Genomic DNA, 20386 nt, shown 5'->3' on the forward strand with positions numbered 1-20386 from the left:
TACTCGCGGACCACGGACGCACCCCGCCGCTCCAGACCCCGCTACTCCCGGCCCGCGGACGTGAAGCTGACGTCCGCGTACCGCGGCCCCGCGACCTGCCCGGCCAGCGGCTCCAGCAGCGCCCGCTCGGCCTCCGTCAGCTCGATCACCGTCGCCGCGGCGTTCTCCTCCACCCGCGACGGCTTCCGCGTCCCCGGGATCGGCACCACCGTCATCCCGCGCAGCGCCGCCTGCCCGTGCACCCACGCGAGCGCGATCTGCGCCGGCGTCGCCCCGTGCGCCTCGGCGATCTGCCGCAGCGGCGCGAGCAGTTCGGCGTTCTTCGCGCCGTTGCCGCCGGTGAAGCGCGGCATCGTCCGGCGGAAGTCGTCGGCGGTCAGGTCCTCCTCTGCATTGACGAAGGACCCGGTGAGGAAGCCCCGGCCGAGCGGCGAGTACGGCACGAAGGCGACGCCCAGCTCCTGCGCCGCGGGCACCGCCGTCCGCTCCACGTCCCGGCTGAAGACCGACCACTCCGACTGCACCGCAGCGATCGGGTGCACCGCGTGCGCCGCGCGCAGCTCCGCGCCGGTGACCTCGCTCAGCCCGAGGTGCCGCACCTTGCCCTCCTGGACCAGCTCGGCCATGAAGCCGACCGTGTCCTCGATCGGGACGCGCAGGTCGCGGCGGTGCATGTAGTACAGGTCGATGGTCTCCACGCCGAGCCGGCGCAGGCTGCCCTCGATGCAGGAGCGCAGATAGGGCCGGTCGTTGCGGATCACGCGCTTCTGCGGATCCTCGGGGTCGGTGGAGAGCGAGAACTTGGAGGCCAGGGTGACGGCGTCCCGGTTGGCGCGGATGAAGGGGGCGATGAACTTCTCGTTCTCGCCGTCGCCGTACATGTCGGCGGTGTCGTACAGGGTGATGCCGAGTTCGAGCGCGCGGTCCAGGGTGGCCCGGGCGGCGTCCGCGTCGGTGGGCCCGTACGCGAAGCTCATGCCCATGCAGCCGAGTCCCTGGACCCCGACCCGGGGCCCGTCGGTGCCGAGGGGGACGGTGGCGACGGGGGTGTTCATGGAGTGCATCCGGAGGCTGCTCCCTCGTAGAATTCGATCTTGAAGTCGAGGACGGCGAGCGTCGTCTGCAGATCCGCGATCTGCTGCCTGACCACCTCGCGGTGCTCGCGGAAGAGCTGGGTGCGCTCCGGCATGGTCTGGTCCCCGGCCCGTACCAGCTCGGCGTAGCGGACCATGTCGGCCACGGGCATCCCGGTGAGCCGCAGCTTGCCGATGAGGTCGAGCCAGTCGAGGTCGCCGTCGGTGTAGAGGCGCTGCCCGGTGTGCGAGCGGTGTACGCCGTTGAGCAGCCCGATGCGCTCGTACCAGCGCAGGGTGTGGGCACTCAGCCCGGTGTACGAGGCGACCTCGCTGATGGAGTAGTGATCTTGGCCCACGGGGCGCACCCGGGCCGCTGTGGTCAGGCTCATTGCCGGCTCCCCACTCTCGACGCGTCGAAGCTACTGACTTGGAGTGCACTCCAAGCAACAAGATATGCGCGCGTTAGGCTCGGCGCATGGACAGCCTGCTTGTGATCGAGTCGTGGCCCGTCGGCAAGGCGGCGGCCGCGGCGGTACGCGCCGACGGCTCGCTCGCCGGGGCCCACGGCCCGGCGGACCACCGCTTCTCCCTGGCGTCGGTGACGAAGCCCCTGGTGGCGTACGCGGCGCTGGTGGCCGTCGAGGAGGGCGCGATCGAGCTGGACGAGCCGGCGGGTCCCGAGGGCTCGACGGTGCGCCACCTGCTGGCCCACACGTCCGGGCTCGGTTTCGACGAGCACCGCGTGATGGCCGCGCCGGGCACCCGCAGGCTGTACTCGAACGCCGGTTTCGAGGTCCTGGGCGACCACCTCGCGAAGGCGACGGACATACCGCTGACGGAGTACGTGCGGGACGCGGTGTTCGTGCCGCTGGGCATGACGGCGACGACGCTGGACGGCTCCCCCGCGAAGGACGCCACGTCGACGGCCGCGGACCTGGCCAGGTTCGCGGGTGAGCTGCTGGTGCCGCGGCTGGTCTCGGACGAGACGCACGCGGAGGCGACGTCGGTCTGCTTCCCCGGTCTTAAGGGCGTGCTGCCGGGCTACGGCCACATGAACCCGAACGACTGGGGCCTGGGCTTCGAGATCCGCGACGGGAAGTCGCCGCACTGGACGGGCGCGTCGTCGTCCCCGGGCACGTACGGGCACTTCGGCCAGTCGGGCACGTTCCTGTGGGTGGACCCGGAGGCGCCGACGGCGGCGGGGCACGGGGCGGCGTGCGTGGCGTTGGCGGACAAGGGCTTCGGGGACTGGGCGACGGAGGCGTGGCCGCCGTTCACGGACGGGGTGCTGGCGGAGCTGGCCGCGGGCAAGTGACCTCTGTCACTGGCCGGCGCTCGGCTCACTGCCAGTGAGGGGGAGGTTCGCATGCTTTTCGGATTCGGCAGTGCGTGAGAGAAGTTGGTCACGGTCGCGGGGGTGGTGGTCGCGGCGGTGGCGGTGGTGAAGCTGGCCGAGGAGACGGAGCCGACCAGCCGCTTGGCGGGTGCGGTGCTGATCGCGTTCGGGCTGCGGACGGCCACCGCGCACTGAGGCGGTGGCCGGGCGGTCAGGGTGTGCAGGTGCGGTCGGCCGGGGGGAGGGGGCCGCCGGCGAGGTAGGTGCTGACTGCCTTGCCGGCGCAGGGGATGGGCTGGTTGCGCCGGCATCCCGGCGAGAACGCCGGCGGGCGACGCAACGACGATGCACCGCTGGGTGCTTCAGCCCCGCGTATGGACCGACCAGCTCGCCCGAGCCGGCTTCGCCCACACCACGACGCGTCAGGAAGCCCAGACTTTGCTGATAACCGGCATGCTGTCGTCCATCGTTTCTTGACGAAGGAGGCAGATCGTAACCGCCCCTCGCCAGCCCCCGGTTGATCGCCTCTTTTGAGGGTGCGCCGTGTTCAGGTCACTGCTCGTCCGGGGTGACGATCTCCACGAGCGGGTCGACGCCGTCCCAGCGTCTGTCGCCGGTCAGCACCGCGAATGCGCCCGTCGCCGTCGCCGTGGCGATCACCAGCGCGTCCGGCAGCCGGAGTGCCTTCTGCTGGGCCCTGAGGGCCGCCGCGACGCGCGCGATACGGCGGTCGAGGGGCAGTACATCGACCGCGATGCGGTCGATGGCCTTCTCCACTTCGGCAGCCGTGCCGCTTCCCCCCTGCCGGTGGGCGCGTACCAGGCACTCGCTCAGCACCGATGCGGGAACGGCGAGTTCGTGCCCGTCGTGCCGCATGGCCGACACGGCCCGCCGTGCGGACGCGTGCAGCGCGTCGCCGGGGTCGAGCAGCCCGAGCAGGACGCTGGAGTCGAGGATCACGCGTCCCATGCGTCGCGCTCCGCCTCCAGGTCCGCGCTGTCGGAGAGCCCGGGGAAGACCGCGACCGCATCCAGCGGATCCTGCTCCGGCACCAGGGTCAGCCTGCCCTGGTCGTCGACCTCGACGCGCAGTATGTCGCCGGGGTGGATGTGGGCGGCGCGCAGCGCGGCGACAGGGAGAGTGATCTGGTTCTTGCTGGACACCTTGGCGGTGCAGCGTCGCACTTTCCTTACTTTCTCTGTCACAAAGTAAAGGATACCAACTGGCCGCGGTCTGCGCCGCCGGGCAGGGACGTACCCGCCAGGGCCCTCCTCAGCTCTGCGGGCTCAGGCCCGTGACGGCCAGGCGGAAGAGCCGGTTCGCCTCGGTGGCGGGGTCCGGGTGGTGTTCCGTGGCCAGGGTGATGCCGACGATCAGGGTGATCAGGTCGGCCACCGTGGCGTCCGGGGTCACCTTGCCGTCCTGGACCGCCCGGTGCAGCAGCGGGGCCGCCGCTTCTTCCAGTGCCGCCGCGCAGGTGTTGCCGCGTACGGGGTCCGCCCCGGCGGTGTCGTAGCAGAGAGCGGCGGCCAGGCCGCGGGCAGTGACGCAGTAGGCGACCACCTCGTCCAGCCATTCCAGCAGCGCGCCGCGGCTGTCCGCCCTGCCGGTCAGGGCGTGGGCCCGGAGGCGCAGGACCTCGATCCGCTCTCTGGAGACCGCCTCCAGGAGGGCGCGGCGCGTGGGGAAGTGCCGCCGGACGGTCGCGGAGCCGACGCCCGCGGTACGGGCGATCTGCTCCAGGGAGGCGCCCGCGCCGTGCGCGGCTACTTCTTCCTCGGCCACGGCGAGGATGCGCGTGTAGTTGCGCCGGGCGTCTGCGCGCCGGCCGGTCCCGGGCATGGTGTCGCCTCCGTGTTTGCTAAGTGGCGGGGCCCGCCGTATCGTACCCGAGAGCTAAACGGCGGGCCCCGCCGTTTAGCCCCGGCGAGCATCCGAGGAGCGCCATGTCCGCAGATTCCGCGCCCGTCCTGGTCACCGGCGCCACCGGCAAGCAGGGCGGCGCCACCGCACGCGCCCTGCGGGCGGCGGGTGTTCCCGTCCGCGCGCTGGTACGGGACCCGGGCGGTGACCGGGCCCGGGCCGTCGCGGCTCTCGGCGCCGAGGTGGTGGCCGGCGATCTCCACGACCGCGACTCCGTCATCCGGGCCGCGACCGGGGCCCGGGCGGTGTTCTCCGTACAGATGCCCGCCGTGACCGCGGACGGCTTCGGCTTCGACTTCGACGGGGAGGTGGCCCAGGGCGTCAACCTCATCGAGGGCGCGAAGGCCGCCGGGGTCCGGCAGTTCGTGCACACCTCCGTCACCGGCGCCGGACAGCACACCGAGACCCCCGGCTGGGCCGAGGGACGCTGGGCGGTGGAGGCCAGCCTGACCGCCAAGGCCGCGGTCCAGGACCACCTCCGCGCGGCCGGCTTCCCGCGCTGGACGCTCCTCAAGCCGGGCACCTTCATGGAGAACTTCCTCCCCTCCATGGGCTTTCTCTTCCCGCGCGGCATCGAGGGCGGCCTGGTGAGCGTCCTGAACCCCGGGACCCGGCTCTCCCTGGTCGCGGTGGCCGACATCGGGCGCGCGGCGGCCGCGGCGATCGCCGAGCCGGAGCGGTTCGACCGGGTCGAGCTGGAGTTGGCGAGCGACTACCTGTCGATGACGGAGATCGCCGAAGTCCTCTCCCGGGTCCTCGGTACGCACCTGCCCGCGCCGGACATGACCGCCGAGGAGGCCCTTGCCGCCGGCATGCCGCCGATGGGCGTCGCGCACGAGTGGCTGAACACCGCCGGCCAGCCCGGCCGCCCCCGGTACGCCACGGCCCTCGGCATCCCGCTCACCACTTTCGGGCAGTGGGCCCGGGACCACCTGCGAGCCGGCCTCTGACGCCGACGCCCACCCGAGCCGCCATCCGCTGCCCGGCGACCCGCCCGGCGGGTTCGTGGCCGGAACGATACCGTTGCCCGCCGGGCCCGTTCGGGCTCCCCATGGGGGCGTGAGTAACTCCGCCTCCTTACCGCCCGTCGCCGTCCGACGGCGCGCGCGTCACCACGAACGCGGCGCGCACCCGCGGCACCGCGATCACTGGGAGATAGCCCGCGCCACGCTCCTGGCGATGCTGGCGCAGGACTTCCCGTGGACGTCAAGCGCCCACGCCGGAAGCCCTATTCCCCGGCCGCCTGCATCTCCCACACCAGCGCCGCCGCCGGGCCCTCCGCCGTCAGGTCCAGTCCCTCGCAGCCGGCGATACGGGCCGCGTCCCCCGGCCCCGCGGCCGGGGTCTCGCCGCCGATGCGGACCGCGCCGCGGACCACGTGCACGTACACCCACGGCGAGTCCGGCAGCGCCGTCCGCTCCCCTGCCCGCAGCCGGCGCACGTGCAGGACCGACGCCGCCCGCTCGACCGCCAGCGGCGTGCCGTCGGCGATGCCGCGGACCACCTCGTAGGAGGGGTCGCCGCCCGGGGCCGCCGGCATCAGCCACATCTGGAGGAACGCCAGCGGCGCCGGGCCCGCGTTGCGCTCCACGTGCCGGATGCCCGTGCCCGCCGACAGCCGCGCGACGTCCCCGGGGCGGACGGTCTCGGTGCGGCCGGCGGAGTCCTCGTGGGTCAGCTCGCCGTCGAGGACCCAGGTGACGATCTCCATGTCGCGGTGCGGGTGTTCGGCGAAGCCCGCGCCGGGCCGCAGCCGCTCCTCGTTGCAGGCGACGAGCGCGCCGAAGCGGACGTTGTCCGGGTCGTAGAAGCCGCCGAAGGAGAACGCGTGCAGCGTCTCGATTCCGGCGCCCGCGTCCCCGCCGCGGTAGCGCCCCCGCCCCCGCCGTAGCTGAATCACCCCGCCACCGTACGCCGCCTGAAGCCGCCCGAAGCCCCGCGAAGCGGCCGGAGTCACCGCGGGAGGACGCCGCTTTCGTCCGGCGCGACCCGGATAGGGCAGGCTAGACCCGTGCCTGAACCGACCGAGACACCCGAGCCGCCCGACCGTGACGCCGCTCGGTTGCAGCATCCGCACACCGCGACCCTGCGCCGGCTGGAGAAGTCGTCCGGGGAACTGGCCGCCGCCGCCATCGCCCGGATGGATGAGCAGTTGCCCTGGTACCGGGCCATGCCCCCGGAGCACCGCTCGTGGATCGGGCTGGTCGCGCAGGCGGGCATCGCGGCGTTCACGGAGTGGTTCCGGCACCCCGAGACGCCGCAGGCCATCTCCACCGACGTGTTCGGCACGGCGCCGCGGGAGCTGACCCGGGCGATCACGCTGCGGCAGACGGTGGAGATGGTGCGTACGACGATCGAGGTGATGGAGTCCGCGATCGAGGACGTGGCCGCGCCCGGCGACGAGTCCGCGCTGCGCGAGGCGCTGCTCGTCTACGCCCGCGAGATCGCCTTCGCCACCGCCCAGGTCTACGCGCAGGCCGCGGAGGCCCGCGGCGCGTGGGACGCCCGGCTGGAGTCACTGGTGGTCAACGCGGTGCTGTCCGGCGAGGCCGACGAGGGTGCCGTGTCCCGCGCGGCGGCGCTCGGCTGGAGTTCGCCGGACCACGTGTGCGTGGTGCTGGGCACCGCGCCGGACGGTGACAGCGAGCTGACCGTGGAGGCGATCCGGCGGGCGGCGCGGCACGCGAAGCTCCAGGTGCTGACGGGGGTGCTGGGCACCCGGCTCGTGGTCATCGCGGGCGGCAGCGCGGAGCCGCTGAAGGCGGCGAAGGCGCTGATCGGCCCGTTCGCGCAGGGTCCGGTGGTGGCCGGCCCGGTCGTCGGCGACCTGCTGGCCGCGACGCGCTCCGCGCAGGCCGCGGCGGCGGGGCTGAAGGCGTGCTCGGCCTGGGAGGACGCGCCGCGGCCGGTGCTGGCGGACGACCTGCTGCCGGAACGGGCGATCGCCGGCGATCCGGCGGCGCGTGAACAACTGGTGGAGGAGATCTACAGTCCTCTCGCGGAGGCCGGCTCCGCGCTGCTGGAGACGCTGAGCGTCTACCTGGAGCAGGCGTCGAGCCTCGAAGGCGCCGCGCGGATGTTGTTCGTTCACCCCAACACCGTTCGCTACCGGCTGCGACGTGTGACCGATGTCACGGGCTGGTCCCCGTCCGATGTCCGTTCGGCGTTTACTCTGCGTATCGCACTGATCCTCGGCCGGCTGACGGAGACGGAACCCCAGCCGTAGTCATTTGTTCGGACTCCACAAATCCCTCAGGTGTTCTTCGTCCCCGTCCCCACGGGCGGCAGACACCCCCGACAAGAGAAGGTTGAAGGGTGCTCGTACTCGTAGCTCCCGGCCAGGGCGCCCAGACGCCCGGCTTCCTCACCCCCTGGCTCGACCTCCCCGGCGTCGCCGAGCGGTTGTCGGCCTGGTCGGACGTCGCCGGGCTCGACCTGGTCCGTGCCGGCACCGAGGCGGACGAGGACGAGATCCGCGACACCGCGGTGGCGCAGCCGCTGCTGGTCGCCGCCGGCCTCGTCAGCGCGTACGCGCTCTTCGAAGGCCCCGGGCCGCTGCGCCGGCAGGTCGGCATGGTCGCGGGGCACAGCGTCGGCGAGCTGACCGCCGCTGCGCTCGCCGGGGTGATCACCGACGAGGAGGCCATCGCGCTGGTACGGGCCAGGGGCCTGGCCATGGCCGAGGCCGCCGCCGTCACGGAGACCGGCATGTCCGCCGTGCTCGGCGGCGAGCAGGACACCGTGCTCGCGCACCTGGACCGCCTCGGCCTCACCCCCGCCAACGTCAACGGCGCCGGGCAGATCGTCGCCGCCGGCACCGCCGCGCAGCTCGCCGAGCTGGCCGAGGACAAGCCGGAGGGGGCGCGCCGCGTCGTGCCGCTGAAGGTCGCCGGCGCCTTCCACACCGAGCACATGAAGTCCGCCGTGGCCGCGCTGGCGGCGAAGACCGGGCAGCTCACCCCCGCGGACCCGCGGATCCCGTACGTGTCCAACGGCGACGGCCGGGTCGTGGCCTCGGGCGCGGAGGTCGTCGAGCGGCTGGTCGCGCAAGTCGCCAGCCCGGTGCGCTGGGACGCCTGCATGGAGACCTTCGCGGCGCACGGCGCGACCGCACTGGTGGAAGCCGCCCCGGGCGGCACGCTCACGGGACTCGCCAAGCGCGCCCTGAAGGGCGTGGCGGCGGTGCCGCTGAAGACCCCCGAGGACATCGAAAAGGCCCGCGCCGCCGTCGCCGAGACGGCCGCCGCCGCGGAGGAGAGCGCATGACCGCGAAGATCCGCCCCACCAAGGGTGCTCCGTACGCCCGCATCATGGGCGTCGGCGGCTACCGCCCGACCCGCGTCGTGCCCAACGAGGAGATCCTGCAGTACATCGACTCCTCCGACGAGTGGATCCGCAGCCGCTCCGGCATCTCCACCCGGCACTGGGCAGGGCCCGACGAGACCGTCGCGCAGATGTCCGTCGAGGCCGCGGGCAAGGCGCTCGCGGCGGCGGGCGTGACGGCGGAGCAGATCGACGCCGTGATCATCTCGACCGTCTCACACTTCATGCAGACGCCGTCGGTGGCCACCGAGATCGCGCATCTGCTGGGCGCCGGCAAGCCGGCCGCGTTCGACATCTCCGCCGCCTGCGCCGGCTTCGGGTACGGGCTGACGCTGGCCAAGGGCCTGATCGTGGAGGGCAGCGCGGAGCACGTGCTGGTCGTCGGCGTCGAGCGGCTGTCGGACCTCACCGACAAGTCCGACCGGACCACCGCCTTCCTCTTCGGCGACGGCGCCGGTGCGGTCGTCGTCGGCCCCGCGGACGAGCCGGGCATCGGCCCCTCGGTGTGGGGCTCGGAGGGCGACAAGCACGAGACCATCAAGCAGACCGTGCCGTGGGACCGCTTCCGCGTCGGCGACGTGGGGCAACTGCCCCTGGACGAGAACGGCGACGTGAAGTTCCCCGCGCTCACCCAGGAGGGCCAGACGGTCTTCCGCTGGGCGGTCTACGAGATGGCCAAGGTCGCCCAGGAGGCCCTGGACGCCGCCGGCATCACGCCGGACGAGCTGGACGTCTTCATCCCGCACCAGGCCAACATGCGGATCATCGACTCGATGGTGAAGACCCTCAAGCTGCCGGAGCATGTCACGGTCGCCCGCGACATCGAGACCACCGGCAACACCTCGGCCGCCTCCATCCCGCTGGCCATGGAGCGGATGCTGGCGACCGGGCAGGCGAAGAGCGGGGACACCGCCCTCGTCATCGGGTTCGGGGCCGGACTGGTCTACGCCGCCACGGTCGTGACCCTCCCCTGACCCGCGGCCGGGCCCGCCCGGCGCGCAGCTCACTCCCATGAGAACCCTCAAGGAACGGAAAGAAGGAGTCCCCAAGATGGCCGCCACTCAGGAAGAGATCGTCGCCGGTCTCGCGGAGATCGTGAACGAGATCGCCGGCATCCCGGTCGAGGACGTCCAGTTGGACAAGTCGTTCACCGACGACCTGGACGTCGACTCGCTGTCCATGGTCGAGGTCGTCGTCGCCGCCGAGGAGCGCTTCGACGTCAAGATCCCGGACGACGACGTCAAGGCGCTCAGGACCGTCGGCGACGCCACGGACTACATCCTCAAGCACCAGAGCTGAGCGACCGGCTCTCCCGCTGTCGCCACCCCCTCCCCCCGCGCCCCCGGGCGCGGGCGGCAGCCCGCGGTGGCGCCGTAGAAACACCTCAACCTTCGGAGTGAGCATCGACGTGAACGCGACCGATCGCACCGTGGTCGTCACCGGAATCGGCGCCACCACACCGCTGGGTGGCGACAGCGCATCCACCTGGGACGGCCTGGTGGCCGGCCGTTCCGGCATCGCCGACCTGGACCACGCCTGGGCCGCGGACCTGCCCGTGCACTTCGCGGGCGAGGTCGCGGTGGAGCCCACCGAGATCATCCCGCGGCCGCAGGCCCGCAAGCTGGACCGGGCGGCGCAGTTCGCGCTCGTCGCCACCCGGGAGGCGTGGGCCGACGCCGGGTTCACCGCCAAGGCGGGCGAGGACGCGGCGGTCGACCCCGACCGGCTGGGCGCGGTCGTCGCCTCCGGCATCGGCGGCGTGACGACGCTGCTGGAGCAGTACGACAACCTCCGGGACAAGGGCGCCCGGCGGGTCTCCCCGCACACCGTGCCGATGCTCATGCCCAACAGCCCGGCGGCCAACGTCGGCCTGCAGATCAACGCCAGGGCCGGCGTGCACACGCCGGTCAGCGCCTGTGCCTCCGGCGGGGAGGCGATCGGGTACGCGGTGGAGATGATCCGCACCGGCCGCGCCGACGTCGTCGTGGCCGGCGGCACGGAGGCGGCGGTCCATCCGCTGCCCATCGCGGCGTTCGCCAACATGATGGCGATGTCGAAGAACAACGACGACCCGCAGGGCGCTTCCCGCCCGTACGACAAGGCGCGCGACGGCTTCGTCCTCGGCGAGGGCGCGGGCGTGCTGGTGCTGGAGTCCGCGGAGCACGCGAAGCGGCGCGGGGCGAAGGTCTACTGCGAGGCGGTCGGCCAGGGGCTGTCGGCGGACGCGCACCACATCGCGCAGCCGGAGCCGAGCGGCCGCGGCATCGCGGCGGCGCTGGAGAACCTCTTCGCGCACAACGACCTGACGCCCGCCGAGGTCGTCCACGTCAACGCGCACGCGACGTCGACGCCGCAGGGCGACGTGGCGGAGATCAAGGCCATGGAGAAGGTCTTCGGCGACGAGCTGGGGCACGTCCTGGTCTCCGGTACGAAGTCGATGACCGGCCATCTGCTGGGCGGCGCCGGCGGTATCGAGTCGGTGGCGGCGGTGCTGACGGTCAAGCACCGCGTCGCACCGCCGACGATCAACGTCGACGACCCGGACGACGAGGTCGACCCGGCGCTGATCGCGGTGACGGCGACGCCGTTGCCGGCCGAAGGACCGATCGTGGCGCTGAACAACTCGTTCGGCTTCGGCGGCCACAACGTGGTGCTGGCGTTCCGCTCGGTCTGACCCGGCGGTCCCCTGCCCGTCCCTGTTGTCTCTACCGTGACCCGGTGGGCCCGACGGCCCGCCGGGTCACACGACTTGGTGCAGCCAGCGGACGGGTGCGCCCTCGCCCGCGTGGCGGAAGGGCTCCAGTTCGTCGTCCCACGGCTTGCCCAGCAGCTTGGCGATCTCCGCCTCCAACTGCGTCTCGCCGCGCTGCGCGCGGGCCAGCGCCGCGCGCAGCCGGTCCTCGGGGATGAGGATGTCGCCGTGCACGCCGGTGACGGCGTGGAAGATGCCGAGGTCGGGGGTGGAGCTGTAGCGCTCGCCTTCCGCGGTGGCGTACGGCTCGGCGGTGACCTCGAAGCGCAGCAGGTGCCAGCCGCGCAGCGCGGAGGCGAGCCGGGAGGCGGTGTCGGGCTCGCCCTGCCAGGAGAACTCCGCGCGCCAGGTGCCGGGCGAGGCGGGCTGGGGGATCCAGTCGAGGCTGATCCGGCCGCCGAGGACGCCGGCGACCGCCCACTCGATGTGCGGGCAGAGCGCCCGCGGGGCAGAGTGGACGAACAGAACTCCACGTGTCGTCACCGGGGGCCTCCATCCGCGGGCTCGAAGTTGCCTAGAGTAAACACCACGGGTCGCCTTTCCGGGTAAACAGGACACTCCGTTACCGGGTGCTATCCCGCCGCGATACGGCCCGTTCAGCATCAGCCAAGCTACCGTGCTGTCGCACCCCGCGCGTGCCGTACGGTCGGTCCTGGGCATGCTGACCTACGTTCGCAGGAGGACCTCGGGGGCGGGAGGGAGCGCAGGGATGCGCAAAGGGGCGGCACTCGTTTTCACAGGGGCGGTCGCGATGTCACTGGTCCTCGCCGGCTGCACCGGCGAGGGCGCGACACAGGGGAAGGACAAGGGATCTGCCGCGCCGTCAGGCGGCGCGGAGAACGCGGGCGCGCCCTCGCGGGAGGCCCGGGCTGCACCCCGGCCGCCGAAGTCGGTGGCCGCCCTCGGCGACTCCATCACCCGCGGGTTCCACGCCTGCGAGCCGCTGACCGACTGCCCGGAGAAGTCCTGGTCGACGGGCGACTCGCAGGATGTGGACAGCCTCGCGCAGCGGTTACTGGACAAGCCGTCGGGGCACACCTGGAATTTCGCCCGTTCGGGCGCGCAAGTGGCGGATCTGCCGGTCCAGACGGGCGAGGCCATCGCCCGCCGCCCGGATCTCGTGACGATACTCATGGGGGCCAACGACGCCTGTACGAAGAGCGCGGAGGAGATGACTCCGGTGGCGGACTACCGCACGGCGGTGGCCGACTCGCTGGACCGGCTGGAGTCCGACCTGCCGCGGACGCAGGTGTACGTGTCCAGCGTGCCGAGCCTCATGCGGCTGTGGGAGGTGGGCCGGGGCAGCACGGTGACCCGGCAGATCTGGTCGCTGGGCATCTGCCAGTCGATGCTCGCGGACCCCTCGGACCTCGGGGCGACGGCCAGCAGCCGGCGCGAGGAGGTGCAGGACCGGGTGGTGGAGTACAACGCGGTGCTGGCGGAGGAGTGCGGGAAGCATCCGCTGTGCGTGTACGACGACGGGGCGGCGTTCCGGTACGCCTTCACCGGCGACCACCTGAGCCGCTGGGACTCCTTCCACCCGGACGAGGACGGCCAGAACGTCCTGGCGGAGATCGCGTACAAGAAGCTCCGGGAGGCCCGGGAGGGATAGCGGAGGGATAGGCGGGGCGAACGGCGGGCGGCGGCCTGCGGGGCGGCCCCGCAGGCCGCATAGGGTTTTGTCATGGCCGAGACTCCCCTGCCCCCGCCCGACGCCGTGCCGGCGCCCTCCGTGACCGCCGAGCCCTTCGGGAAGCTCGCCGACGGCACGCCCGTCGAGCGGTGGACGCTGGTCGCGGGCGGCACCCGGGTGCGGGTGCTGTCGTACGGCGGGATCGTGCAGTCCGTGGAGGTGCCGGACCGGGAGGGGCGGTACGCCAACGTGGTGCTGGGGCTGGCGACCGTGGACGAGTACGTGGAGCACCCGGAGCCGTACTTCGGCGCGCTCATCGGGCGGTACGCGAACCGCATAGCCGGCGCCTCCCTCACCCTCGGCGACCGCACCTACCCGCTGCCCGCCAACGACGGCCCCAACTGCCTGCACGGCGGCGCCCGCGGCTTCGACAAGCGGGTGTGGGCCGCCGCCGCGGCGCCGGCCGCGCCGGGGGCCGCCGCGCTGCTGCTGTCGCGGACGAGCCCGGACGGCGAGGAGGGCTTCCCCGGCACGCTCGACGTGCGGGCCACGTACACCGTGACCGCGGAGGGCGCGCTGCGCTTCGACTACGAGGCGACCACCGACGCGCCGACCGTGGTGAGCCTGACGAACCACTCGTACGTCAACCTCGACGGCGAGGGCAGCGGCAGCGTCGAGGACCACCGGCTGCGCATCGCCGCGAGCCGGTTCACCGTCAACTCCCCCACCTCGGCGCCGACCGGCGAGATCGCCGACGTGGCGGGCACGCCGTTCGACTTCCGCACCGCGCGCCCGGTGGGCGCCGAACTTCGCTCCGGGCACCCCCAGTTGCTGATCGGCCTCGGGTACGACCAGAACTTCGTGCTCGACAAGGGCGTCACCGCCGCGCCCGAGCCGGTCGCCGAGGTCTCCTCACCCGCCTCGGGACGGGCGCTGCGGGTGCGGACCACCGAGCCCGGACTGCAGCTCTACACCGCGAACTTCGTCTTCCCGTCGTTCACCGGGCCGTCCGGGTGGGCCTACCGGCCGGGCGACGGACTCGCCCTGGAGACCCAGCACTTCGCCGACTCCCCGCACCACCCGCACTTCCCCTCCACCGTGTTGCGGCCCGGCGAGCATTACCGTTCGGCCACGGTCTACGAGTTCACCGTGCGCTGACCGTTGACACCTGCCGCCCGCCTCCTTAGCGTCAACGCCTGGATTTCGAACGCTTGACGATATCTCGAACGGGGGGGGAGGGCTTCGATGGGCGTGACCCACCGTGCGGTCGTGCTGCGCGAACCGGGGCGGGCGCGGGTCGGCAGCGTGACGTCGCCGCCGCCGGGGCCCGGCGAGGTGCGGGTGCGGGTGTACGCGGCCGGGGTGTGCGGCAGCGACCGCGAGGTGTACGACGGCACCCGGCCGGCCGGTTACGTCACCTACCCGCTGACGCCGGGCCACGAATGGTCGGGCACGGTGGCGGAGGTCGGGCCCGGCGCCGACGCGGCGCTGGCCGGGCGGCGGGTGGTCGCGGAGGGGTTCCGCTGCTGCCAGGTGTGCGCGCGCTGCCGGGCCGGCGAGACGAACCTGTGCGCCGGGCCGTACGACGAGACGGGCTTCACCCGCGCCGGGGCGTTCGCGGAGACGGTCACGGTGCCGGCGCGGCTGCTGCACGTCCTGGACGACGACGCCGACCTGCGCGCCGCCGCGCTGCTGGAGCCGGCGGCCGTCGCCGCGGCGGCGGTGCTGCGCGGGGGGCCGCTGCCGGGTGAGCGGGTGGCCGTCGTGGGGGGCGGGACGCTGGGGCTGCTGGCGGTGCAGTTGCTCGCGGGGTACTCGCCGGCGGAGCTGCTGGTGGTGGAGCCGCGGGGGGAACGGGCCGAGGCGGCACGGGGGTTCGGTGCGCGGGCGGTGGCGCCCGGCGCTGCCGGGGACTTGGCGGGGGCGTACGACATGGTCGTGGAGACGGCGGGGGCGGAGCGTTCCGCGGTGGCGGCGGTGGGGCTGGTACGGCGCGGGGGGCGGGTCGTCGTCGCGGGCATCCCGCCGGGCGGGGCGGCGGGGGTCGACCCGGTGGCGCTGGCGATGCGGCAGATCGCCGTGTACGGGGTCTTCGGCGCCTCGTCGGCGGCGTGGTCGTACGCGGTGCGGGCGTTCGGCGCGGGGCAGTTGGACCCGGCGGCGCTGATCACGCACGAGCTGCCGCTGGACGCGTACGAGAAGGCCGTCGGCCTGGTCGGCGGCCGGGATCCGGCGGTGGGCAAGGTGCTGCTGCGGCCGTAGGTGCGCGCGTGGCCGCCGCGGCCTTCCCCTCGGTACGAAACCGAACGACGTCCGATATGACGAACGAAGGAGTCCCGTGCCTCACGCTCCCGGTGAACCGGCCCTCGGCCGCCTCGGCTTCGCGGCCCCGCCGCCCGACCCCGTCGACACCTCGCCGCACGCCTTCCCCGACGGCGGCCGCTGGCGCACCGAGATCCCGTCCGTCGAGGGCCCGGAGGCGCTGGCCGCGGTGCTGGAGGAGAGCACCCGCCTCGGGGTCCCTGTGCACCGGATCAGCCAGGGCAGCGGCGTGTGGATGCTCACCGACGCCGAGATCGCCGACATGGTCGCGGCCTGCGCGGCGCGGGACATCGAGCTGTCGCTGTTCACCGGCCCGCGCGGCACCTGGGACACCGGCGCCGCCACCCGCAGCCTCTCCGGCGGCGCCGGACTGCGGGCCCGCGGGCACGACCAGCTCGCCGGCTGCGTGGAGGACGCGCTGCGCGCCGCCCAACTGGGCGTGCGGTGCCTGCTCGTCGCGGACGAGGGCGTGCTGTGGCTGCTGCACGGGCTGCGCGAGATCGGCGAGCTGCCCGCGCACACCACGTTCAAGGTCTCCGCGCTGGTCGGCCCGGTGAACCCCGCCGCGTACGCGGTGTGGGAACGGCTCGGCGCCGACTCGCTCAACATCCCCTCGGACCTCTCGCTCCAGCAGCTCACCGAGATCCGCCGGGCCAGCGCGGCGCCGATGGACCTGTACGTGGAGGCGCCCGACGACCTCGGCGGCTTCGTGCGGATGTACGACGCCGCCGAGCTGATCCGCCGCGGAGCGCCGCTGTACCTGAAGTTCGGCCTGTCCAAGGCCCCCGGGATCTACCCGTACGGCGCCCACATGCGCGAGACGGTGATCGCCACCGCGCGCGAACGGGTGCGCCGGGGGCGACTGGTCCTGGACCTCCTCGACCGGCTCGGCGCGGGCGGGGAGATGTCGCCGCCCGGGTCCCGGCTGCCGGGGGTGCTGCGCCGGTTCCCGGGGGCCGGGTCCGGCGCCGCTCCCGGGGCCGGGTCCCCCGCTCCCGGGTCCGTCTCCACCCCCGACTCCGCTTCCGCCTCCGCCTCCGAGTCCTCCACCGCCTCCGTACCCGAAGGGAACTGACCGCCATGCGCACCCCCCGCACCTCCCGAGCCGCCCGTCTGCGCACCGCCGCCGCCGTGTCCGCGCTCGCCCTCGCCCTCGCCGCCTGCGGCCAGGACAGCGAGGGCGGCAGCGAGGAGAAGAAGGGCGACGCCGAGGGCGGCACGATCGGCATCGCGATGCCCACCAAGTCGTCGGAGCGCTGGATAGCCGACGGCGAGAACATGGTGAAGCAGTTCGAGGCCGCCGGCTACGAGACCGACCTGCAGTACGGCGAGGACAAGGTCGAGAACCAGGTCTCGCAGATCGACAACATGATCACCAAGGGCGTGGACGCGCTCGTCGTCGCGGCGATCGACAACACCTCGCTGACGGAGGTGCTGGCCGACGCCAAGGAGGCGGACATCCCCGTCATCGCGTACGACCGGCTGATCCTGGAGACGGAGAACGTCGACTACTACGCCTCATTCGACAATGAGCGGGTCGGCAGGCTTCAGGGCCAGTACATCGTGGACGCGCTGAAGCTCGACGACGACAAGGGCGCGAAGTTCAACATCGAGCTGTTCGCGGGCTCCCCCGACGACAACAACACCCGCTACTTCTTCGACGGCGCCATGGCGGTGCTCCAGCCGTACCTGGACTCAGGACAACTCACCGTACGGTCCGGCCAGACGAAGCTGAACCAGGTCACCACCCTGCGCTGGGACGGCGGCACCGCGCAGAAGCGCATGGACGACCTGCTCAGCGGCAACTACGGCGGCGAGGACGTCGACGCCGTGCTGTCGCCGTACGACGGCATCTCCATCGGCGTGCTCTCCGCGCTGAAGGGCGCGGGCTACGGCAGCGGCGGCAAGGAACTGCCGGTGGTCACGGGCCAGGACGCCGAGCTGGCGTCGGTGAAGTCCATCATCGCCGGCGAGCAGACCCAGACCGTCTACAAGGACACCCGCAAGCTCGCCAAGCAGGCCGTGCAGATGACCGACGCCGTGCTCACCGGCGGCAAGCCGGAGGTCAACGACACCGAGACGTACGACAACGGCGTCAAGACCGTGCCGTCGTTCCTGCTGGACCCCGTCAGCATCGACAAGAGCAACACCGACCTGCTGGTCGAGGAGGGTTACTACAAGGCCGGGGACCTGAAGTGACCGCTGCGGTCCTCGACATGCGTTCCATCACCAAGACCTTCCCCGGGGTCACGGCGCTCGCCGACGTCAGCCTCACCGTCGCGCCCGGCGAGATCCACGCCGTCTGCGGCGAGAACGGCGCCGGCAAGTCGACCCTGATGAAGGTCCTGAGCGGAGTCCATCCACACGGCAGCTACGAGGGCGAGATCTTCTTCGAGGGCGAGCCGTGCGCGTTCCGGGACATCAGGGCCAGCGAGGAACGCGGCATCGTGATCATCCACCAGGAGCTGGCCCTGGTTCCGTACCTGTCCATCGCGGAGAACATCTTCCTCGGCAACGAGCAGGCGAAGCGCGGCGTCATCTCCTGGAACGAGACGCTGCGCGCCGCCACCGCGCTGCTCAAGCGCGTCGGGCTGGGCGCGGAGAAGCCGCAGACGCGGGTCGCGGACATCGGCGTGGGCAAGCAGCAGCTCGTGGAGATCGCGAAGGCCCTGTCGAAGAAGGTGAAGCTCCTCATCCTCGACGAGCCCACCGCGGCCCTCAACGACGAGGACAGCCGCAAACTGCTTGACCTCATCCGGGAGTTCCGGGACCAGGGCATCGCCTGCATCCTCATCTCGCACAAGCTGAACGAGATCCGGCAGGTCGCGGACAGGGTGACGATCCTGCGCGACGGCCGGACGATCGAGACGCTGGCGGTACGGGATGCGGAGTCGGGCGGCGAGGGTCCAGCGCTGTCCGAAGACCGCATCATCCGCGGGATGGTCGGCCGCGACCTCGACCACCGCTTCCCCGAGCGCTCCCACTACCGGGGCGACGACGCGGGCACGGTCGCGCTCGCCGTCGAGGGGTGGACCGTGCGCCACCCCATCGACCACGAGCGCAAGGTCGTCGACGACGTCTCGATCGAGGTAGGGCGCGGCGAGATCGTCGGCATCGCGGGCCTGATGGGCGCGGGCCGCACGGAGCTGGCGATGAGCGTCTTCGGCCGCTCCTACGGCCGGTACGAGTCCGGCACGGTACGGGTCGACGGCCGCGAGGTCGACACCCGCACCGTGCCGGACGCAGTACGGCACGGCATCGCGTACGTCACCGAGGACCGCAAGACGTACGGCCTCAACCTCATCGACAACGTCATGCGCAACATCACGCTCTCCGCCCTGCCGAAGCTGGTCCGCCGCGGCGCGGTCGACGAGCACGAGGAGCGGCGGGTCGCCGAGGGCTACCGCACGTCGATGAACATCAAGACCCCGACGGTCTTCGAGCCCGTGAACCGGCTGAGCGGCGGCAACCAGCAAAAGGTCGTGCTCAGCAGGTGGATCCACGCCGACCCCGAGGTGCTGCTCCTGGACGAGCCCACCCGCGGTATCGACGTGGGCGCGAAGTACGAGATCTACACAGTCATCGACCAACTGGCCGCCCGCGGCAAGGCGGTGGTCTTCATCTCCTCGGAGCTGCCCGAGCTGCTCGGGATGTGCGACCGGATCTACACCATGGCCGCGGGCCGGCTGACCGGCGAGGTGCCACGGTCGGAAGCCACCCAGGAAGTCCTCATGCGCCACATGACCACGCACGTAAGGGACGAAGGATGAGCCCGCTGACCACCGAGAAGCGCGACACCCCGCCGGCCGCCCCCGCCGCCGGCGGATCCCGCGGCGCCCTCGCCGGCGCCCTGCTGGACGCGATGCGCAACAACATGCGGCAGTACGGCATGCTCGTCGCGCTCGGACTGATCGTCGTGGTGTTCCAGGTATGGAGCGACGGCACGCTGCTGCTGCCGCGCAACGTCTCCAACATCGTCCAGCAGAACAGCTACATCCTGATCCTGGCGATGGGCATGATGATCGTCATCATCGCCGGGCACATCGACCTGTCGGTGGGCTCGCTGTGCGCGTTCGCCAGCGCGATGTCGGCCGTGATGATGGTCAACCACGACTTCCCGTGGCCGCTGGCGCTTGTGTGCTCGCTGCTCATCGGCGCGGTCGCCGGGGCCTGGCAGGGCTTCTGGATCGCGTATATCGGCATCCCCTCATTCATCGTGACGCTCGCGGGCATGCTGGTCTTCCGCGGCCTCACCCAGATCGTGCTCGAAGGCCAGTCGCTGTCGCCGTTCCCCAAGGGCTTCCAGAACATCGCCCAGGGCTTCCTTCCCGAGACCGGCCCGGACACCAACTACCACAACCTCACCCTGCTGCTTGGCCTGTGCGTCGGCCTGTTCCTGCTGTGGCAGGAGTGGCGGGACCGGCGCCGCCAGTTGTCGTACGAACTGGACGTGCTGCCGTACCCCCTGTGGCTGGGCAAGTGCACGTTCATCGTCGCGGCGGTGGTCGTCGCCACACTGATGCTGGCCAGCTACCGCGGCGTCCCGGTGGTCCTGCTGATCATGGCGGGCCTGCTGGTCTCGCTGGGCTACGTGATGCGCAACGTCGTCGTGGGCCGCCACGTCTACGCCCTGGGCGGCAACAAGGCGGCGGCGACGCTGTCCGGCGTCAAGGACAAGCGCGTCACCTTCCTGGTCTTCGTCAACATGGGCGTCCTCGCCGCCCTCGCCGGCTGCGTCTACGCGGCCCGCCTGAACGCGGGCGTCCCGAAGGCCGGCGAGATGTTCGAACTGGAGGCGATCGCGGCGGCCTTCATCGGCGGCGCGTCGATGAGCGGCGGCATCGGCACGGTGTTCGGCGCGGTCATCGGCGGCCTGGTGCTGGGCGTGCTGAACAACGGCATGTCGCTGGTCGGCCTGGGCACGGACTACCAGCAGGTCATCAAGGGCCTGGTGCTGCTGGCGGCGGTGGGCTTCGACATCTGGAACAAACGGCGGGCGGGGTCGTAGGAACGAGGCCGGC

General features: G+C 72.3%; 22 protein-coding genes. 15 read left to right on the forward strand and 7 right to left on the reverse strand.

The window, feature by feature from the left end:
* Nucleotides 1-41: 41 nt before the first annotated feature.
* Nucleotides 42-1064 (reverse strand): aldo/keto reductase, encoded by a 1023-nt coding sequence (locus tag OG946_RS09370; RefSeq protein ID WP_326795674.1) that lies wholly within the window; start codon nt 1062-1064, stop codon nt 42-44.
* On the reverse strand, nt 1052-1465 hold the full coding sequence (locus tag OG946_RS09375) for a MerR family transcriptional regulator (RefSeq protein WP_326795675.1): 414 nt from the start codon (nt 1463-1465) through the stop codon (nt 1052-1054). The genes OG946_RS09370 and OG946_RS09375 overlap by 13 nt, the downstream gene beginning before the upstream one ends.
* Before the next feature lie 86 nt (nt 1466-1551).
* On the opposite strand from OG946_RS09375, the gene OG946_RS09380 reads away from it, so the two are divergent.
* Complete coding sequence (locus OG946_RS09380) at nt 1552-2391, forward strand: serine hydrolase domain-containing protein (protein ID WP_326795676.1); 840 nt, start codon at nt 1552-1554, stop codon at nt 2389-2391.
* A gap of 84 nt (nt 2392-2475) precedes the next feature.
* Nucleotides 2476-2607 (forward strand): hypothetical protein, encoded by a 132-nt coding sequence (locus OG946_RS09385; RefSeq protein WP_326795677.1) that lies wholly within the window; start codon nt 2476-2478, stop codon nt 2605-2607.
* Between the two features lie 357 nt (nt 2608-2964).
* Here OG946_RS09385 and OG946_RS09390 read toward each other — a convergent pair whose 3' ends face one another.
* The 3 genes from OG946_RS09390 to OG946_RS09400 form a co-directional block, all read right to left on the reverse strand.
* Nucleotides 2965-3381: a type II toxin-antitoxin system VapC family toxin gene (locus OG946_RS09390; protein ID WP_326795678.1), complete on the reverse strand. Its 417-nt coding sequence runs from the start codon at nt 3379-3381 to the stop codon at nt 2965-2967.
* Nucleotides 3369-3596, reverse strand: coding sequence for an AbrB/MazE/SpoVT family DNA-binding domain-containing protein (locus OG946_RS09395; RefSeq protein WP_326795679.1), 228 nt, complete (start codon nt 3594-3596; stop codon nt 3369-3371). Before OG946_RS09395 ends, OG946_RS09390 begins: the two co-directional genes overlap by 13 nt.
* Before the next feature lie 88 nt (nt 3597-3684).
* Nucleotides 3685-4254, reverse strand: a complete 570-nt coding sequence (locus OG946_RS09400) for a TetR/AcrR family transcriptional regulator (protein WP_326795680.1) — start codon at nt 4252-4254, stop codon at nt 3685-3687.
* Between the two features lie 104 nt (nt 4255-4358).
* Here OG946_RS09400 and OG946_RS09405 point away from each other — a divergent pair, with 104 nt between their 5' ends.
* Nucleotides 4359-5285 carry an NmrA/HSCARG family protein gene (locus tag OG946_RS09405; protein ID WP_326795681.1) on the forward strand — a complete coding sequence of 309 codons (927 nt, stop codon included), beginning with the start codon at nt 4359-4361 and terminating at the stop codon, nt 5283-5285.
* Nucleotides 5286-5563: 278 nt separating this feature from the next.
* Here the strand turns inward: OG946_RS09405 and OG946_RS09410 are convergent, their stop codons facing one another.
* The gene (locus tag OG946_RS09410) at nt 5564-6235 is read right to left on the reverse strand and encodes a pirin family protein (protein ID WP_326795682.1); all 672 of its coding nucleotides are present in this window, start codon (nt 6233-6235) and stop codon (nt 5564-5566) included.
* Between the two features lie 111 nt (nt 6236-6346).
* Between OG946_RS09410 and OG946_RS09415 the strand changes: the two genes are divergently transcribed.
* The 5 genes from OG946_RS09415 to fabF all read left to right on the forward strand — a co-directional run bounded on the left by OG946_RS09415 (nt 6347) and on the right by fabF (nt 11332).
* Nucleotides 6347-7561, forward strand: coding sequence for a PucR family transcriptional regulator (locus tag OG946_RS09415; RefSeq protein ID WP_078898202.1), 1215 nt, complete (start codon nt 6347-6349; stop codon nt 7559-7561).
* A gap of 89 nt (nt 7562-7650) precedes the next feature.
* Nucleotides 7651-8601 (forward strand): ACP S-malonyltransferase, encoded by a 951-nt coding sequence (locus OG946_RS09420; protein WP_326795683.1) that lies wholly within the window; start codon nt 7651-7653, stop codon nt 8599-8601.
* Nucleotides 8598-9632: a ketoacyl-ACP synthase III gene (locus OG946_RS09425; RefSeq protein ID WP_326795684.1), complete on the forward strand. Its 1035-nt coding sequence runs from the start codon at nt 8598-8600 to the stop codon at nt 9630-9632. Before OG946_RS09420 ends, OG946_RS09425 begins: the two co-directional genes overlap by 4 nt.
* A 76-nt stretch (nt 9633-9708) precedes the next feature.
* On the forward strand, nt 9709-9957 hold the full coding sequence (locus tag OG946_RS09430) for an acyl carrier protein (RefSeq protein WP_101424732.1): 249 nt from the start codon (nt 9709-9711) through the stop codon (nt 9955-9957).
* Between the two features lie 109 nt (nt 9958-10066).
* Nucleotides 10067-11332, forward strand: coding sequence for a beta-ketoacyl-ACP synthase II (fabF, locus tag OG946_RS09435; RefSeq protein WP_326795685.1), 1266 nt, complete (start codon nt 10067-10069; stop codon nt 11330-11332).
* A gap of 66 nt (nt 11333-11398) precedes the next feature.
* Here the strand turns inward: fabF and OG946_RS09440 are convergent, their stop codons facing one another.
* Nucleotides 11399-11893, reverse strand: a complete 495-nt coding sequence (locus OG946_RS09440; protein ID WP_047015564.1) for a DUF3145 domain-containing protein — start codon at nt 11891-11893, stop codon at nt 11399-11401.
* Between the two features lie 226 nt (nt 11894-12119).
* Between OG946_RS09440 and OG946_RS09445 the strand changes: the two genes are divergently transcribed.
* The 7 genes from OG946_RS09445 (at nt 12120) to mmsB (ending at nt 20373) form a co-directional block, all read left to right on the forward strand.
* On the forward strand, nt 12120-13022 hold the full coding sequence (locus OG946_RS09445; protein ID WP_326795686.1) for an SGNH/GDSL hydrolase family protein: 903 nt from the start codon (nt 12120-12122) through the stop codon (nt 13020-13022).
* Between the two features lie 72 nt (nt 13023-13094).
* A complete protein-coding gene (locus OG946_RS09450; RefSeq protein ID WP_326795687.1) occupies nt 13095-14201 on the forward strand; it encodes an aldose epimerase family protein in 1107 nt (368 codons plus the stop codon).
* An 87-nt stretch (nt 14202-14288) separates the two neighbouring features.
* Nucleotides 14289-15305, forward strand: coding sequence for a zinc-dependent alcohol dehydrogenase (locus OG946_RS09455; RefSeq protein ID WP_326795688.1), 1017 nt, complete (start codon nt 14289-14291; stop codon nt 15303-15305).
* Nucleotides 15306-15381: 76 nt separating this feature from the next.
* On the forward strand, nt 15382-16440 hold the full coding sequence (locus tag OG946_RS09460) for a hypothetical protein (protein ID WP_326795689.1): 1059 nt from the start codon (nt 15382-15384) through the stop codon (nt 16438-16440).
* Nucleotides 16441-16445: 5 nt separating this feature from the next.
* Entirely contained in the window at nt 16446-17564 is a 1119-nt protein-coding gene (chvE, locus tag OG946_RS09465; protein WP_326795690.1) for a multiple monosaccharide ABC transporter substrate-binding protein, read from the forward strand.
* A 17-nt stretch (nt 17565-17581) separates the two neighbouring features.
* Complete coding sequence (gene mmsA, locus OG946_RS09470; protein WP_442814600.1) at nt 17582-19135, forward strand: multiple monosaccharide ABC transporter ATP-binding protein; 1554 nt, start codon at nt 17582-17584, stop codon at nt 19133-19135.
* Nucleotides 19132-20373, forward strand: a complete 1242-nt coding sequence (gene mmsB, locus OG946_RS09475; RefSeq protein ID WP_326795692.1) for a multiple monosaccharide ABC transporter permease — start codon at nt 19132-19134, stop codon at nt 20371-20373. The genes mmsA and mmsB overlap by 4 nt, the downstream gene beginning before the upstream one ends.
* Nucleotides 20374-20386 lie beyond the last annotated feature (13 nt).

Origin of the sequence: Streptomyces sp. NBC_01808 (assembly GCF_035917395.1) — a bacterium.
In the GTDB taxonomy this organism is placed as follows: Bacteria; Actinomycetota; Actinomycetes; order Streptomycetales; family Streptomycetaceae; genus Streptomyces.